Source organism: Streptomyces sp. NPDC015139, assembly GCF_043079785.1.
GTDB lineage: Bacteria > Actinomycetota > Actinomycetes > Streptomycetales > Streptomycetaceae > Streptomyces > Streptomyces albidocamelliae.
In genome coordinates, this window is the sequence record NZ_JBIBUW010000004.1 from 292,065 (window position 1) to 307,505 (window position 15,441).

A 15,441-nucleotide genomic window follows, 5' to 3' on the forward strand; every position below is an offset into this window, starting at 1 on the left:
AACCGGTGAACGCCGGCGGGCACGCGTGCGTATCCCTCCTCAACCGACGTGAGGATCAGGCGATGACGAACGCTCCGCAGGTTTCGGCCATGCACGCTCTGCCCGACGGCGAGGCAGAGCTGTCCTTGGTGGTGCGCCTCCCCTGGGAGGACGTGGCGCGGCTCGGCCAGGAGGCGGGGCGGCTCGCCGTGCAGATGCAGCGGCCCGTGACGCTGGACGAGGCGGTGGGTCATCGCCTGCGCTCCACCCGCCCGTCCGCGTCCCACGCCAAGCCCTCCGCGGAGCAGCCCCCGGCCGTGACGTCGAACGCGGGGGTCACCTCGCTGCCGCGGATCAGCGGGACGGCGTAGGGGGGTGCGCGGCCACGGCCGCGCGCACCTTCGCGGTCGCCTTCCTCGCCGCCACCAGGACCGGGTCCCACACCGGTGAGAACGGGGGGGCGTAGCCCAGGTCCAGGGCCGTCATCTGTTCCACCGTCAGCTGCGCGGTCAGCGCCACCGCGGCGATGTCCACGCGCTTGGCGGCCCCCTCCCGGCCGACGATCTGGACGCCGAGCAGCCGCCCCGTGCGGCGCTCGGCGAGCATCTTGACCGTCATGGGGGAGGCGCCCGGGTAGTAGCCCGCCCGGCTCGTCGACTCGACGGTGACCGTCTCGAACCGCAGGCCCACCCGGCGGGCGTCCTTCTCGCGCAGTCCGGTGCGGGCGATCTCCAGGTCGCAGACCTTGCTGACGGCCGTGCCGACCACACCCGGGAAGGTGGCGTAACCGCCGCCCACGTTGGTGCCGACGACCTGGCCGTGCTTGTTGGCGTGGGTGCCGAGCGGGACGTACTGCTCCTGGCCGGAGACCAGGTTCAGCACCTCCACGCAGTCGCCGCCCGCCCAGATGTTCTCGTGGCCGCGCACCCGCATCGCGAGGTCGGTGAGCAGGCCGCCGTGGGCGCCGAGGGGCAGACCCGCCGACCGGGCGAGGGCCGTCTCCGGACGGACGCCGATGCCGAGGATCACCAGGTCCGCCGGGTACTCGGCGTCCTCGGTGGCCACCGCGCGGACCCGGCCGTCCTCACCGGTGAGCAGCTTGGTGACCTCGGCGTCGTTCACCATGGTGATGCCGAGGCCCTCCATGGCCCGGTGCACCATGCGGCCCATGTCCGGGTCGAGCGTCGACATCGGCTCCTTGCCGCGGTTGACGACCGTCACCTCGAAACCGCGGTTGATCATCGCCTCGGCCATCTCCACGCCGATGTACCCGGCACCCACGACCACCGCCCGGCGGCCGCGCGTGCGGGCCAGCGTGTCGAGCAGGGCCTGGCCGTCGTCCAGCGTCTGCACGCCGTGCACGCCGGGGGCGTCCACACCGGGCAGGTCCGGGCGGACCGGTCGGGCACCGGTGGCGATCACGAGCTTGTCGTACGGCGTCCAGGACTCGGCGCCGGAGTCGACGTCACGCGCCCGCACCCGCTGCCCGGGCACGTCGATCCCGACGACCTCGGTGCGCAGCCGCAGATCGATGCCGCGCGCCCGGTGCTCCTCGGGCGTACGGGCGATCAACCGGTCGCGCTCGCCGACCTCGCCGCCCACCCAGTACGGGATGCCGCACGCCGAGTAGGAGGTGAAGTGGCCGCGCTCGAAGGCCACGATCTCCAGTTCGTCCCGGCCCCTCAGCCGGCGTGCCTGCGATGCCGCGGACATTCCCGCGGCATCGCCGCCGATCACGACCAGCCGTTCCGTCCCGCCCCGCGCAGCGCTCATGCTCATGGGAACACGCTACGGGGCGCGAGCATTTCAGTCCCGGTCCGCCTCCCGCGCGGTGTCCGGCGCCGGACGCGCCGAGGGCAGCGGGCCCACCGCGGTCGTCGCCGGCGCGGGCCCGGCACGGCGCGGCAGCCGGGGACGTACGACCCGCAGCCACACCACGGCCAGCAGCGCCGCGAACGCCGCGAACGGCAGCGCGGCGCCGAGCGCGAGGACGATCCAGCGCAGGATGGTGACGAACACGTGCCAGCCGCCCGCCAGCGCGTCCACGATCCCGGGCGTGTCGTCGTGGGCGGCCTTCTTCACGGGCGTCTCGGACAGCGACAGGGTGATGGTGGCCAGGCTTGTACGGTCCTTCAGGGACGCCTGCCGGGCCAGCAGGGCCTCCAGATCCGCCTGACGACTGCTCAGTTCGCCCTCCAGCGTGACCACGTCGCTCAGCTTCGTCGCCCGGTCCATCAGCGCCCGGATCCGGTTCACACTGGCCCGCTGGGACCTGATCCGGCTCTCCACGTCCACGACCTGGTCGGTGACGTCCACCGCCTTCGCCGTGCGGTCGACCAGCCGGCCCGTGCCCTGCAGCGAGGTGAGGACCTCGTCGTACTTCTCGGTGGGCACGCGCAGCACGACCCGGGTGTTCTCGTGGCCGTCGGAGTCCCGGGTCGTGCTCTCGTCGCCGACGAAGCCGCCCACGCCCTCGGCGGCCGACCGGGCCGCGGACAGGGCCTTCGGCACGTCCTTCACCTCGACGGTGAGGGACGCGGTGCGGATGATCGCGCTCGGGGCGAGGTCGGGCGTCCTGGGCGCCGACTTCCCCTTGTCCGCCGCGGCGCCGGAACCGCTGTCCTGCCGGGCCTCGGCGCCCGCGGCGGACTTCGCGTCACCGCCCGAGTCGTTCGCGCCGCTGCACCCGGCGAGCGCGAGGGACGCGGCGAGCAGGACCCCGGCGAGAGCCCGGACGGAGCGCACGGACCGTGCGGATCCGGTGGATCGTTGCGTATGCATGGGCGGCAACCCCCGATGACTGAGAACGACGACTGAGACACATGACTGCGACCGGTGACCGGTGACGCTTCTTCGACGGCGGGGGCCGCCGGAACGTTGGGGCCCGCCGGTCCCGAAGCGGTCACGGTCCGGACTCGGCCCGGACACCGGGACCGGTGCGGTGGGGCGGCCCCCGGCCCCGGCGGGCGTGCCGACGGGGTCTGAGAGAGTGGGGGACATGAGCGCAACGGGTACGCGAGCAGGGCATGTCGTCGTCATCGGGGCCGGTATCGCCGGGCTGGCCGCCGCCCACCGGCTGCTCGGGCGGGGCGCGCGCGTGACCGTGCTGGAGGCCTCCGACCGGGTCGGCGGCAAGCTGCTGCCCGGCGAGATCGCGGGCGCCCGGGTCGACCTGGGCGCCGAGTCGATGCTCGCCCGCCGGCCCGAGGCCGTCGCCCTGGCCCGCGAGGTGGGTCTCGCCGAGCGGCTGCGGACCCCGGCCACCGCGACCGCCTCGATCTGGACCCGCGGCGCCCTGCGCCCCATGCCCAAGGGGCATGTGATGGGCGTGCCCGGCACCGCCGCCGCCCTCACCGGCGTCCTGTCCGACGAGGGCCTGGCCCGCATCGAGCGGGACGCGGACCTGCCCCGCACCGAGGTCGGCGACGACGTGGCCGTGGGGGAGTACGTGGCGGCCCGGCTCGGCCGCGAAGTCGTCGACCGGCTCGTCGAGCCCCTGCTCGGCGGGGTCTACGCGGGCGACGCCTACCGCATCTCGCTGCGCTCCGCCGTCCCGCAGCTCTACCAGGCGGCGCTCACCCACGCCTCCCTGACGGAGGCGGTCCGCGAGATCCAGGCGAAGGCGGCCGCCGCCGCGCAGACCGGCCCGGTGTTCATGGGCATCGAGGGCGGCGTGGGCACCCTCCCGCTGTCGGTGGCCGCCTCCGTGCGGGCCCGCGGGGGCGAGATCCGCACCGGCACGCAGGTGCGGGAGCTGCGCCGCGCGGGCACGGTGGACCGGCCGGACGCCGGCTGGCGCGTCCTGGCCGGCGACCGGGAACTGCACGCGGACGCCGTCGTCCTCGCCGTCCCCGCCCCCGCGGCCGCCGGACTGCTGCGCGCCGAGTCCCCGGCGGCCGCCGCCGAACTGGACGCCGTCGAGTACGCCTCGATGGCCCTGGTCACCCTCGCCTACCGGCGGGCCGGCCTGCGCCTGCCCGAGGGCAGCGGCTTCCTGGTGCCGCCGGTCGACGGCCGCACCATCAAGGCGTCGACCTTCGCCTCCCAGAAGTGGGGGTGGATCGCCGAGGAGGACCCCGACGTGGTCGTGGTCCGCACCTCCGTCGGCCGCCACGGCGAGACGGCGGTCCTCGGGCGGGACGACGCCGACCTCGTGGAGATCTCCCGGCACGACCTGCGCGAGGCCACCGGCCTGGACGCCGTGCCCGTGGCGGCGCGCGTCACCCGCTGGACCGACGGCCTGCCCCAGTACCCCGTCGGGCACCACGCGCGCGTGGCCCGCATCCGCGCGCACGTGGCCGCGCTGCCGGCCCTCGCGGTGTGCGGCGCGCAGTACGACGGCGTCGGCATCCCCGCGTGCGTCGCGAGCGCGAACGCGGCGGTGGACCAGCTCGACGGCGACCTGCGCGCGGTCCGTGAGCTGACGGCGAACCCGGTGCAGAGCCTGCACGGCGGCGCGGGACAATAGGGACCATGAGTGACGACGCCTCCACCACCGAGTCCGGCAGGATCCCGAACAAGGGCAAGCTGGCAAAGGACCTCAACGAGGTCATCCGCTACACCCTCTGGTCGGTCTTCAAGCTGAAGGACGTGCTGCCCGAGGACCGCGCGGGGTACGCCGACGAGGTCCAGGAGCTGTTCGACCAGCTCGCCGCCAAGGACGTGACGATCCGCGGCACCTACGACGTCTCCGGTCTGCGCGCCGACGCCGACCTCATGATCTGGTGGCACGCCGAGACCAGCGACCAGCTGCAGGAGGCGTACAACCTCTTCCGGCGCACCAGGCTGGGCCGCGCGCTGGAGCCGGTCTGGTCGAACATGGCGCTGCACCGCCCCGCCGAGTTCAACCGCTCGCACATCCCGGCGTTCCTCGCCGACGAGACGCCCCGCAACTACGTGAGCGTCTACCCCTTCGTGCGCTCCTACGACTGGTACCTGCTCCCCGACGAGGACCGCCGCCGCATGCTCGCCGACCACGGCAAGATGGCCCGCGGCTACCCGGACGTGCGCGCCAACACGGTCGCCTCGTTCTCCCTCGGCGACTACGAGTGGGTGCTGGCCTTCGAGGCCGACGAGCTGTACCGCATCGTCGACCTCATGCGCCACCTCCGCGGCTCCGAGGCCCGCAGGCACGTCCGCGAGGAGGTGCCCTTCTACACCGGCCGCCGCAAGTCGGTGGCGGAGCTGGTCGCGGGCCTGGCCTGAGTCAGCGCCGGCCGCTGCTGCCCTTGACGCCGCCGCGCCGGACCTCCGCGGCGGTCCGTCCGCCGGAGGCGTCCGGCTTCGGTTCCTGGCGCGGCGCGCAGGACGCGTGCCGCGCCGGGAGGCGCCCCTCCAGCAGGTAGGCGTCGAAGTAGGCGTTGACGCAGCGGTTCGGGCCGCCGGCGACGCCGTGCGTGCCCGCGTCCCGCTCGGTCACCAGCACCGAGCCGGCCAGCCGCCGCTGCATCTCCACGGAACCCGAGTAGGGCGCGGCCGCGTCCCGTTCGGCCGCCAGGATCAGCACCGGCGGCAGCTCACCCGGGCCGGTGCGCACGTCCATCGGCTGCCGGCGGGGCGTCTGCCAGTAGGCGCACGGCAGGTTCAGCCAGGCGTTGTCCCACGTCTCGAAGGGCGCGACCCGGGCGAGCCGGGTGTTGTCGCGGTCCCACACCGTGAAGTCCGTCGGCCAGGGCGCGTCGTTGCACTCCACGGCCGTGTACACCGCGCTGCTGTTCTCCGCCTCCGCGGCCGTCTCCGCCATCGGGGCCGCCAGCCGGACCAGAGGCTGCGGGTCGCCGTGCAGATACGCCGACAGGGCCGCGGCCCGGCTCGGCCAGAAATCGTCGTAGTACCCGGCCGCCAGGAAGACGTTCTGCAGCTGGCCCGGACCGACCTTGCCGCCCGCCGCCTTCCCGGCCAGCCGCTGCCGCGCGGTGTCGTAGCTGCTCTGCACCTTCGCGGGCGTGTTGCCGAGCCGGTAGGCGTCGTCGTGACGGGCGATCCACTCGCGGAAGTCCGTCCAGCGCTCCTCGAACGCGGCCGACTGGTCCAGGTTGCTGCGGTACCAGATCTTCGCCGGGTCCGGGTTGACCGCCGAGTCCAGCACCATCCGCCGCACGTGCGAGGGGAACATCGCCGCGTACAGCGCGCCGAAGTAGGTGCCGTACGACGCGCCCATGAACGTCAGCCGGTCCTCGCCCAGCGCGGCCCGCAGGACGTCCAGGTCACGGGCGTTGTTGAGGGAGGTGTAGTGGCGCAGCCCGCTGCCCGACCGCTGGGCGCACCCGCGCGCGTACGCCTTCGCCGCCGCGACGCGTTCGCGCTTGTACGCCTCCGACGGATGCGTCGGCGACGCGGTGGGTGCCTTGAAGTAGCGCCGGGGATCCTCGCAGGACAGCGGCGCGGAACGGCCGACGCCGCGCGGCGCGTAGCCGACCAGGTCGTACGCGGCGGCGATCCGCTTCCACTCCGGGACCATGCCGATCAGCGGGAAGTACATGCTGGAGGCGCCGGGACCGCCCGGGTTGTACACGAGGGCGCCCTGCCGGGGGACCTTCCGCTTGCTGTTGTGGGGGTCCTTCTGCGAGGCCCGCATCCGGCTGACGGTGAGTCTGATCTGCTTGCCGTCCGGGTGGGCGTAGTCCAGCGGGACGGACACCGTGCCGCAGCGCAGGCCGCTGGGCGCCTCCGGCACGTCGGCGGCGGAGCACGCGCCGAAGTCGACACCGGCCGCCCGGGCTCGGGCCGCGGCCACGGCGGTGCCGCGCAGTTCGGCCGCGCCAGGGCCGTCGGGCGCCCCGGGAGCGGCGGGCGCGCCGCCCGCCGGGGCCGCGGCCAGCCCGGCCAGCAGCAAGGACCCGGCGGCCGAGTACAGGGCGGCAGCTCTCATCGCGTATCCCTCCGGTGCGCGGCGGCGATGGCACGGCTGCCACGGCCCGGCGACACCAGAAGGGATATTTCGGTCGGCCGTCGGTGAAGGCAAGCACCACCCGGCCGGTGTCGGCGTCAATGACCCCTGTGCGCCCCCGAGGGTGCCCTCACTCCCGCCGGGGCTGGTCGCGATGGGCGAAGGCCGCGCGCAGTTCCGGCTCGCCGATCGCCCGGACGCCGCGCACGGCGACCGAGGTGAGGAACGACCGCTCGTCGCCGGCCGGACCGCGGGTGAGCGTGCCCAGCAGCCGCTGACCGGCCGGGGAGGCCCAGCGCGAGTACGGGTGCACCTCGAAGCGGGCGATGGCGAGACAGCTCAGGGACAGCGTGAGGGGCAGGGCGAACCACAGGGCGACCAGGAGCCGGGGCGTCCCCGTCTGGACGGGCAGCGCCAGCGCGGCCGCGCCCAGCACGACGACGGTCAGGGCGGCGGCCCGCACCTGGCGCACGGCCGCGCCCACGCTCGTACCGGAGCCGTCGGGCACCGCGAGGCCCGCGCGGACCAGGCCGTCCGCGAGCCGGCGCACGGACTCGGCACCGGCCGCGCGGGCCCGCACCGGAGCGATCCGGGACTGGCCCTCCGGGCCTATCGCCCCTATGACGGACCGCTCCATCTCGTCACGGCCCCGCGGGTCGACCACCGTCGCCCAGCCCGTGTGCGCGAGCAGCAGCCGCCGCTGCCGGGCCATGGAGACCAGGGTGACGTCGGCGACCCGGGCCGGGCCGCCGGACAGGAAGGCCGCCTCGTACAGCGTCAGCGCGTGCGCCCCGTCCGCTGCGGTGCCGCCCGCGTCCGAGGCCGCCGCGCGGACCGCCGCCAGGCACAGACGGGTGCACGCGAGGCCGGCGAACGCCCAGGCCAGAAGGAGAAGTAGGACCCAGAACATGACGTGTTTGTATGCCAGAGGCCCGTGCGAACGCCATGCCCTGTTCAGCATTCGAACTCCGAGCGTTGCGGGTACGTGACGTTCCGTTTCCCGTGCAGGTCAGGGGCTGCTCGTCGGCGGCGGCGCGCTGGTGGCCGAGGGCGGGGGCGTCACCGGGACGGCGGCGCCCGGCGCGACGGCCGGGGGCGGGGGGACCGGGGTCGCGGAGGCCGCGAGGTCCCGGGACAGCGCGGCGAAGTCGACGTACCCCGTCGCCTCCAGGATCTTGATGTGGTCGAGGACGGTGTCGTTCGCGTCGTCGGCGAGATCACGCACCAGGGAGTTCTGGGTGCCCGCCCGGACCTGGGCGACCAGCGAGAACACCCGGCCGTGCGCCAGGCGCAGGATGCCCGCGAACCGGCGGTCGAAGTCCTGCCCGCGCGCCGCGCCCAGGGTGGCCAGCCACTGCTTCTGCTGCTCGTTCGGCTCGTTGGGCAGCGGGACGCCGAGCTGCGTGGCGACGGTCCGCACGTGGGCGTCGAGGGAGCTGTGGCCGTCGACGAGGTGCGCCCCGGCGGTGCGGACGGCCGGGCTGGTCCCCTCGCGCTCCGCCAGTTCCCCGGCGGGCAGCTCCCACAGGCCGGCGAGCCGGACCTTGGTGATGAAGTCCCGGTCCTGCTCGGACAGCGGGCCGAACGGGGTGGTGACGGTCCGTGCGCTCAGCACGCCCGCGGAGGCCGCGTCCGGCCGGTCGGCGTACGACCAGAGCGGGAAGAGCAGCGCCACGACCGTCGCCGCCAGGCCCGTGATGATGAGCCCGGTACCGCTGAATATGCCTCGGCCCTCGAGCGGGGGTCGCGGTCGCATGGCGCCTCCTGATACGGCACCGCACACCAGGGGTGCTTGAGGGTGGGTGGGTGCGGCTTGGCATATTACTGGGGCCGCGGACACGGCCCGCGCCCCCGGGGCGTCCCGGCACCCCGCCCGCGCCCTCGGAGGAACCGGCCCCGCCCGGCCGCACCTCCCGGCCTCAGCCCCTGCGCAGCATTGCCCGTGCCCGTGCCACCGGGCCGCGGGGGCGGGGGGCCGGGCCCGCCCGGTCCAGCCACCAGTTCCGCAGGTCCCGTCGGGCCGCCGCCTCGGCGGGCGGCGCGGTGCGCAGCAGGTGACCGGCGAAGTCCAGCGCGTCCCGCCGGTAGCCCTCGCTCATCGGCCGCGTCCGGGCGTACTCCAGGAACGCCGGCCGGTATCCCGCGCCCAGGATCTCCGGAAGCTCGGGGGCCACCTTCGCCACCACGCCGGCCCGCTTGGCCGCGAGCGCCCGCGCCTGCACCCCCATCCGCACCCGGTCGAACCCCTCCGGCACCGGCGTCCCGGCGACCAGCGCGGACAGTACGGCGGCCTGCGCGACCCCCAGCCGTTCCCTGGTCGCCTCCCGGGTGCCCACTCCCGCCGCCGTCCGCGTGAGGACCGCGACACCCCCGCCCGCCGAGCCGCCCGCCGAATCGCCCGGAGAGCCGGCCGGGGGGCCGGCCGCGGGAGCCGTGCCGTCGGCCGCCCGTGCGCGCCCCTCGCGGACCGCGCCCCGGATCGACGTCAACTCCCGCTCCAGTTCCGCCGGTTCCGGGAAGTTCTCGTCGCGTTCCAGCAGGACGCCCGGCGGGGCGACCCGGGAGGCGAGGTCGGTCAGCAGGTCGAGGACCGGGGCCGGCACCGGGTGCGCGTGGCTGTCGTGCCAGACGCCGTCCCGCTCGAAACCGCCCGCGACATGGACGTAGGCGATCGCCTCCAGCGGCAGCGCGGCCAGCGCCTGCGCCGGGTCCTCGCCCCGGTTGACGTGATTGGTGTGCAGATTGGCCACGTCGATGAGCAGCCGTACCCCGGTCCGCTCGACCAGTTCGGACAGGAACTGCCCCTCGGTCAGTTCCTCGCCCGGCCAGGAGAACAGCGCGGCGATGTTCTCCACGGCGAGCGGCACCGGCAGCGCGTCCTGCGCGATGCGCACGTTCTCGCACAGCACGTCCAGGGCGTCCCGGGTACGCGGCACGGGCAGCAGATGGCCCGCTTCGAGACGCGGGGACGCGGTGAGCGCACCGCCCGCCCGGACGAACGCGATGTGCTCGGTGACCAGGGGGGCGCCGAGCGCCTCCGCCCGTTCGGCCAGCGCCGTCAGCCGGCCCTCGTCGGGGCGGTCCGCGCCGCCGAGGCCGAGGGAGACGCCGTGCGGGATCACCGTCACGCCCCGCTCGCGCAGCCGCAGCAGCGACTCGGGGAGGTGGCCCGGGCAGAGGTTCTCCGCCACCGCCTCCACCCAGTCGATGCCCGGCATGCGTTCCACGGCGTCCGCGATCTCCGGCCGCCAGCCGATCCCCGTGCCCAGTCGCCGCATGGCGCCTCCCCCTCCTCCAGGCGCGGTGCTCGTGCGCCGAGTGACGGGGGTATGGCCCCGGCGGGCGGCCCCGAACCCCGCCGGTGGCGTGTTCAGAGCAACATTTGAGGTTCCGGCGCGGAGGGTCCCCGCCCGGTTCGCCTCAGCCGTCGAGCGCCGGGTGGTCGGCGACGACCGTGCAGGAGCCCGGTGCGATCTCCGTGAAACCGGCGTCCCGGACCAGGGGCAGCCCACCGCCGGTCAGCCGGGCCCAGTCGGCGGGTTCCGCGGTGCGGACGAAGAGCGGGAAGCCGGCGTCCCGCCAGGCGGCGCGCTCGGCGTCGGACAGCGCCCACCAGGCCAGCTGGGCGCCGTGCCCGGCCTGGGCCATCGTCTTGCCGGCCGACATCCGGAGCTCCGGGTTGAGCCACAGCACGGGCCGGCCCGGGTCCGCCGCGGCGGGCGGTTCCGGGTCGTCCAGCTCCGTGCCCGACACCTGGAGCTTGGCCAGCTCCTTGGGCCAGCCGTCCAGCGGGACCGGCGGGAAGACCCGGACCTCCGCGGACTTGCCGGTCACCGTGATCCCCGGCAGTGCCTCGGCGCGCCGCCACTCGGCACCACGGGCCCGCCGGACGACCTTGCGGATCCGGGCGTCCTCCCACTTCCGGACGGCCTCGGCCCACTCGCCGTCGCCGTGCGCCCGTGCGTCGCCGAGCAGCAGGAGCACGGCACGGGCGGCCGTCTCCAGCGCGTCGGTACGGGCGGGCGGCGCGCCGCGCTCGATCCGCACGACGAGCGGCAGGACGAACTGCGGTGCCTCGTCGCGGGGAGTGCGCTCGGCCTGGAAGGGACTGTCACCGGAGGTGGGAACGTGGCTCACGACAGCCCACCCTACGAAGCCGCCGACCCGCCGATCAACGCGCGTTCCCCGCGGAGGGAATTCCGGCGCCCCGCACCGGACCGGCCGACTAATCTGCTCTCTCGATCAACTCTTGATCCACTCCGGATCGACGGGCGGGGGACCGGGATGAGTCAGTACTTCGACATCGGTGACGAGACGCTGTGGAACCCCTCCGACGGGGCCGCGCGGCTCTTCCTGCGCCAGGTGGTGGTCTTCGAGGCGGAACTGGGGCTGCCGTCGGGCCTCGGGCCGATGGAGAACGACGAGTGCCAGGTCGACCCCGTCGCCTTCGGCGTCTTCACGCACGCCCTCCTCGCCCGGCACCGCCGCACCGGACACTCCGTGCTGCTGGCCCTGTCCGAGGGGTTCGTCGCCACCGTGCTGGTCCTCGCCGGGCGCGTCGGCGTCCCCGTGGACTGGGCACGGCTCGAAGCCGTCCCGGACGGCCCGCTGCCGGACGTCCAGGTCTCGGCCCGTACCGGGCTGTCCGGACCGGCCGAGGGCGGAGCGTGGGCTGCGGACCTGCGGGCGCGGGCGGCGGAGCTGAGCCGGGGCATGCCCCGCTGACCTGCCGCGGCCGCGCCCGGCGGCCGGTCACCCCGAGCAGGCGGTGCGCTGCGCCTCCTGCCACTCGCACACCGGGCAGAGCGTGACGCCCTTGTACGACTCCGGGTACTCCGTCGGCTCCTGGCACAGCACGCACTGCGCGTACGGCGGCCCGTCGGCCCTCGGCGGCTTCGTGGCGTCGGCGATCGTGCAGTAGTCCTCGTCGCTCATGCTCCCAGCGTAGGACGCTCAGCGGTGTCCGCCGCTCTCGCCGACCAGCTCGGAGACCTTGACGAAGCGGTAGCCGCGCTTGCGCAGTTCCGGCACCACGGACCGGACGACCCGCTCGGTCGTCGGGGCGGCGCTGCGGGTGCAGTGCATGACGACCACCGAGCCCGGCTTCACTCCGTCCAGGACCTGCCGGACCACCGCGTCGGCGTCCGTGGCGAACGCGTCACCGCTCACCACGTCCCATTGCACCGCGGTCACCCCGAGCCCGCTCAGCGCGCGCAGGGCCTGCCGGTCGTAGCAGCCGCCCGGGAAGCGGAAGTACGGCATCGGCTTCGGCACGCCCGCCTTGCGGAGGGAGGTGTAGGCCCGCTCCACGTCCGACCGCATCCGGTCCGCGCCGACGGTCGGCAGGCCGTAGCAGTCCTCGGTGAACGCGTAGTGGCTGTAGGAGTGGTTGGCGACCTCGAACTGTGCCTCGTGGCCGAGGCTGCGGGCCTGGGCCGGGTACTGGTCGGCCCAGCGGCCCGTCATGAAGACGGTCGCCGGCACCTTCAGCGAACGCAGGGCGGCGATGAGGCCCGGGTTGTCGAAGTGCTCGCCGGAGGCCGCGCGGCGACCCTCGTCGGCGGTCATGTCGGCGTCGAAGGTCAGCGCGACGGTCTTGCCCAGGGTGCGCGGACCGTGCTCGAAGACCGGGGTCAGACCGCCCGGACCCGGGGCGAGCAGCGGCGGGCGGGAAGGGGACGGGGAGGAGGAGACGGGCGACTTGGCCGGGTGCGCGGTACCCGCGGGGCCCGCGGTGCCGCAGGCGGTGAGAGCCGCGCCCAGGGCGCAGACGGCGGTGAGACGGCGTGCGAGTGGGATCACCGTACGAACGTAGGACTGAATGCACGTTTGTATGGTGATATGTCCCGTGGCGCGGCGGCACGGTCACCCGCGCGGCGGGCCGTCGGTCACCGGTCAGCCGAGATCGTGCTGCTCCAGCGGCTTGACCGCCGGTCCCTGGAGCACCGAGCCGTCCACGTCGAAGCGTGAGCCGTGACAGGGGCACTCCCAGGCGCGCTCGGCCCGGTTGAAGGCGACCAGGCAGCCCAGATGGGTGCAGCGGGCCGACACGGCGTGCAGATCGCCCTCCTCGTCGCGGTGCACGGCGAGCCGCTCGCCGCCGGCCCGGACCAGCGCGCCGTCCCCGGGGGTCAGCTCGTCCACGGACGCCGCCGGCTTCAGCCGGTCGCCGACGAAGTGCCGGGCCACCTCCGCCTGCGTCTTCAGCAGCGACGGCGCCTCGCGCACGACGGACTTCAGCCGGCGCGGGTCGTACAGCTCGCGCCAGGCGCTGTCACGGCCGGTGATCAGCGCGGTCAGCAGCAGCCCGGCCATGATGCCGCCGCTCAGGCCCCAGCCGCCGAAGCCCGTGGCCACGTAGGTGTGCCGGGCGCCCGGGTGGAAGGGGCCGACCAGCGGCACGGTGTCGGTCGACTCGTTGTCCTGGGTGGCCCAGGCGTGGTCCAGCCCCACGCCGGGGAAGTGCACCTCGGCCCAGCCGGCGAGCCGGTCGAAGCCCGCCTGCGGATCGCCGGTGCCCGGGGTGAAGTGCTCGCCCGTGACGACGAGCAGCCGCTGCCCGTCCGCGCCGTACGGCGCGGTGCGCACCGAGCGGGTGTTCTCCTCCGGGGTGATGTACATCCCCGCCGGGTCCGGGCCGTCGCCCAGCGGCCCCGCGACGACGAGTTCCCGGCGCGGCGACAGCCGGGCGAACAGCAGGGCCCGGTCGAACACCGGATAGTGCGTGGCGATCACGACGTCCCGGGCGGTCACCGTGTGACCCGCCTCCGTCGTCAGACGGCAGGGCTCCCCGCCCTCCTGCAGTCCGACGACCCGCGTCTGCTCGTACACCTGCCCGCCGCGCGCGACGAGGTCGGCGGTGAGCGCCCGCAGGTACTTGACCGGGTGGAACTGGGCCTGCTCGGCGACCCGGACCGCGCCCGCCACCGGGAAGGGCAGCCCGGTCCTGGTCACGAACGTGGCCGGCAGCCCCGCCACCCGCGCGGCCTCCGCCTCGGCCCGCACCTCCTCGGCGCGCTCCCGGTCCCGCACGTAGGTGTAGGCGTCCCGCACCTCCCACTCGCAGTCGATGCCCAGCTCGGCCACCAGCATCGCCGCGTGCTCGATCGCCTCGGACTGCGAACGGGCGTACAGCCGCGCCCCCTCGGGCCCGCGCGTGCGGCGCAGCCGGTCGTAGACGAGCGTGTGCTGCGCGGTCAGCTTGGCGGTGGTGAACCCGGTGACGCCGCCGGCGACCCGGCCGGCCTCCAGGACCGCCACCCGCAGGCCGGCACGGGTCAGTTCGTGGGCGGTGCTGATGCCGGCCATGCCCGCGCCGACGACCGCCACGTCGACGTCGACGTCCCCGGCCAGCGCGGGACGGGACGGCCCGGGGGCGGTCGTCAGCCAGTACGAGTCGGTGACCCTGCGCTGCTCGTGCATGCCCGCCGGGTACCCCACCGGTCGGCGCTCACGTCTGCTTCGGCAGCCGTTCCCGTGGCCCCTGTCCCGCGGGGCCCGCCCCTCCGCCGCCGTTGGGGGCGGGCTGCTCCGCGAGCCCCTCCGGCAGGCTGTCCGGGAGGGCGGCGATGCCCGGCCGGTCCGGGTCGCCGTTGGGGGCGGGCTGCTCGGGGACGTTCTCCGCCAGGTTCTCGGGGAGCGTCTCAGGGAGGGCGGCGGCCTCCGGCGGCGGCTTCCGCCGCTCCCCGCCGGTGTCCGGCGTGCCCTGCTGCCCGCCCCGCTCCAGGAAGTGCAGCAGTTCCACGGGGATGGGCAGCACCAGCGTGGAGTTCTTCTCGGCCGCGACCGCCATCACCGTCTGGAGCAGCCGCAGCTGGAGCGCCGTCGGCGTGCCGGACATCTGCTGGGCGGCCTCCGCGAGTTTCTTGGAGGCCTGGAGCTCGGCGTCGGCGTTGATGATCCGGGCCCGGCGTTCCCGGTCGGCCTCGGCCTGCCGGGCCATCGACCGCTTCATCGTGTCCGGCAGGGAGACGTCCTTGATCTCCACCCGGTCCACCTGGATGCCCCAGCCCACGGCCGGGCTGTCGATCATCAGCTCCAGGCCCTGGTTGAGCTTCTCCCGGTTGGAGAGCAGGTCGTCGAGGTCGCTCTTGCCGATGATCGACCGCAGTGAGGTCTGGGCCATCTGCGACACGGCGAACTTGTAGTCCTCGACCTTCACCAGCGCGCTCGTGGGGTCCATCACCCGGAAGTAGACGACCGCGTCCACGCGGACGGTGACGTTGTCCCGGGTGATGCCCTCCTGGGCGGGGATCGGCAGCGTCACGATCTGCATGTTGATCTTGTGCAGCCGGTCGACGAAGGGGATGACCAGCGTCAGGCCCGGGTCCCGTACGTCACCCGCGACCCGGCCGAGCCGGAACAGGACGCCGCGTTCGTACTGCTTGACCACCCGTGCGGCCATCGCGAGATAGACGGCGCCGACGGCGCCCGCGGCGGCGATGGCGCCCAGCACTTCCTGGAGCATGATGACCTCCTCGTTCAGAGGCCTGTTCTGTCCGCTCCTGCAACGATATGCCCGGGGTCGGGGTGGAAGCCATGGGCCCGCGCCGGCGGCGGACACCGGGTGCCCG

15 protein-coding genes are annotated in these 15,441 nt (G+C 74.6%); 4 read left to right on the top strand and 11 right to left on the bottom strand.

The features are described from left to right. Positions 1-62: 62 nt before the first annotated feature. Positions 63-350, top strand: a complete 288-nt coding sequence (locus ACF08B_RS13565) for a hypothetical protein (protein ID WP_073897440.1) — start codon at positions 63-65, stop codon at positions 348-350. Here the strand turns inward: ACF08B_RS13565 and ACF08B_RS13570 are convergent. Then, positions 334-1,758, bottom strand: a complete 1,425-nt coding sequence (locus ACF08B_RS13570; RefSeq protein WP_392317472.1) for an FAD-dependent oxidoreductase — start codon at positions 1,756-1,758, stop codon at positions 334-336. The two genes, ACF08B_RS13565 and ACF08B_RS13570, sit on opposite strands and share 17 nt — an antisense overlap. Positions 1,759-1,785: 27 nt before the next feature. After that, positions 1,786-2,760 carry a DUF4349 domain-containing protein gene (locus tag ACF08B_RS13575; RefSeq protein WP_392317473.1) on the bottom strand — a complete coding sequence of 325 codons (975 nt, stop codon included), beginning with the start codon at positions 2,758-2,760 and terminating at the stop codon, positions 1,786-1,788. A gap of 217 nt (positions 2,761-2,977) precedes the next feature. Between ACF08B_RS13575 and hemG the strand changes: the two genes are divergently transcribed. Both hemG and hemQ read left to right on the top strand, forming a co-directional pair. Beyond that, positions 2,978-4,447, top strand: coding sequence for a protoporphyrinogen oxidase (gene hemG, locus ACF08B_RS13580; protein WP_392317474.1), 1,470 nt, complete (start codon positions 2,978-2,980; stop codon positions 4,445-4,447). Between the two features lie 5 nt (positions 4,448-4,452). Next, a complete protein-coding gene (hemQ, locus tag ACF08B_RS13585; RefSeq protein ID WP_073897431.1) occupies positions 4,453-5,184 on the top strand; it encodes a hydrogen peroxide-dependent heme synthase in 732 nt (243 codons plus the stop codon). Position 5,185: 1 nt separating this feature from the next. Here hemQ and ACF08B_RS13590 read toward each other — a convergent pair whose 3' ends face one another. The 5 genes from ACF08B_RS13590 to ACF08B_RS13610 form a co-directional block, all read right to left on the bottom strand. Next, on the bottom strand, positions 5,186-6,850 hold the full coding sequence (locus tag ACF08B_RS13590; RefSeq protein WP_392317475.1) for an alpha/beta hydrolase: 1,665 nt from the start codon (positions 6,848-6,850) through the stop codon (positions 5,186-5,188). A gap of 148 nt (positions 6,851-6,998) precedes the next feature. Further along, positions 6,999-7,778, bottom strand: coding sequence for a TIGR04222 domain-containing membrane protein (locus tag ACF08B_RS13595; protein ID WP_392317476.1), 780 nt, complete (start codon positions 7,776-7,778; stop codon positions 6,999-7,001). A 99-nt stretch (positions 7,779-7,877) separates the two neighbouring features. Next, positions 7,878-8,624, bottom strand: coding sequence for a DUF4142 domain-containing protein (locus tag ACF08B_RS13600; protein WP_392317477.1), 747 nt, complete (start codon positions 8,622-8,624; stop codon positions 7,878-7,880). 163 nt (positions 8,625-8,787) lie between these two features. Then, positions 8,788-10,146 carry a DUF692 domain-containing protein gene (locus ACF08B_RS13605; RefSeq protein ID WP_392317478.1) on the bottom strand — a complete coding sequence of 453 codons (1,359 nt, stop codon included), beginning with the start codon at positions 10,144-10,146 and terminating at the stop codon, positions 8,788-8,790. Positions 10,147-10,288: 142 nt separating this feature from the next. Further along, positions 10,289-11,005 (bottom strand): peptidyl-tRNA hydrolase, encoded by a 717-nt coding sequence (locus ACF08B_RS13610; protein WP_392317479.1) that lies wholly within the window; start codon positions 11,003-11,005, stop codon positions 10,289-10,291. Between the two features lie 147 nt (positions 11,006-11,152). Here ACF08B_RS13610 and ACF08B_RS13615 point away from each other — a divergent pair, with 147 nt between their 5' ends. After that, on the top strand, positions 11,153-11,593 hold the full coding sequence (locus tag ACF08B_RS13615; RefSeq protein WP_392317480.1) for a DUF6086 family protein: 441 nt from the start codon (positions 11,153-11,155) through the stop codon (positions 11,591-11,593). 27 nt (positions 11,594-11,620) lie between these two features. On the opposite strand, the gene ACF08B_RS13620 is transcribed toward ACF08B_RS13615, so the two are convergent. The 4 genes from ACF08B_RS13620 to ACF08B_RS13635 form a co-directional block, all read right to left on the bottom strand. After that, a complete protein-coding gene (locus tag ACF08B_RS13620) occupies positions 11,621-11,803 on the bottom strand; it encodes a hypothetical protein (RefSeq protein WP_392317481.1) in 183 nt (60 codons plus the stop codon). Positions 11,804-11,821: 18 nt separating this feature from the next. Then, positions 11,822-12,670: a polysaccharide deacetylase family protein gene (locus ACF08B_RS13625; RefSeq protein WP_392317482.1), complete on the bottom strand. Its 849-nt coding sequence runs from the start codon at positions 12,668-12,670 to the stop codon at positions 11,822-11,824. A gap of 93 nt (positions 12,671-12,763) precedes the next feature. Next, a complete protein-coding gene (locus tag ACF08B_RS13630) occupies positions 12,764-14,290 on the bottom strand; it encodes an FAD-dependent oxidoreductase (RefSeq protein ID WP_392317483.1) in 1,527 nt (508 codons plus the stop codon). Between the two features lie 28 nt (positions 14,291-14,318). Beyond that, a complete protein-coding gene (locus ACF08B_RS13635) occupies positions 14,319-15,335 on the bottom strand; it encodes a slipin family protein (RefSeq protein ID WP_392317484.1) in 1,017 nt (338 codons plus the stop codon). Positions 15,336-15,441: the final 106 nt, after the last annotated feature.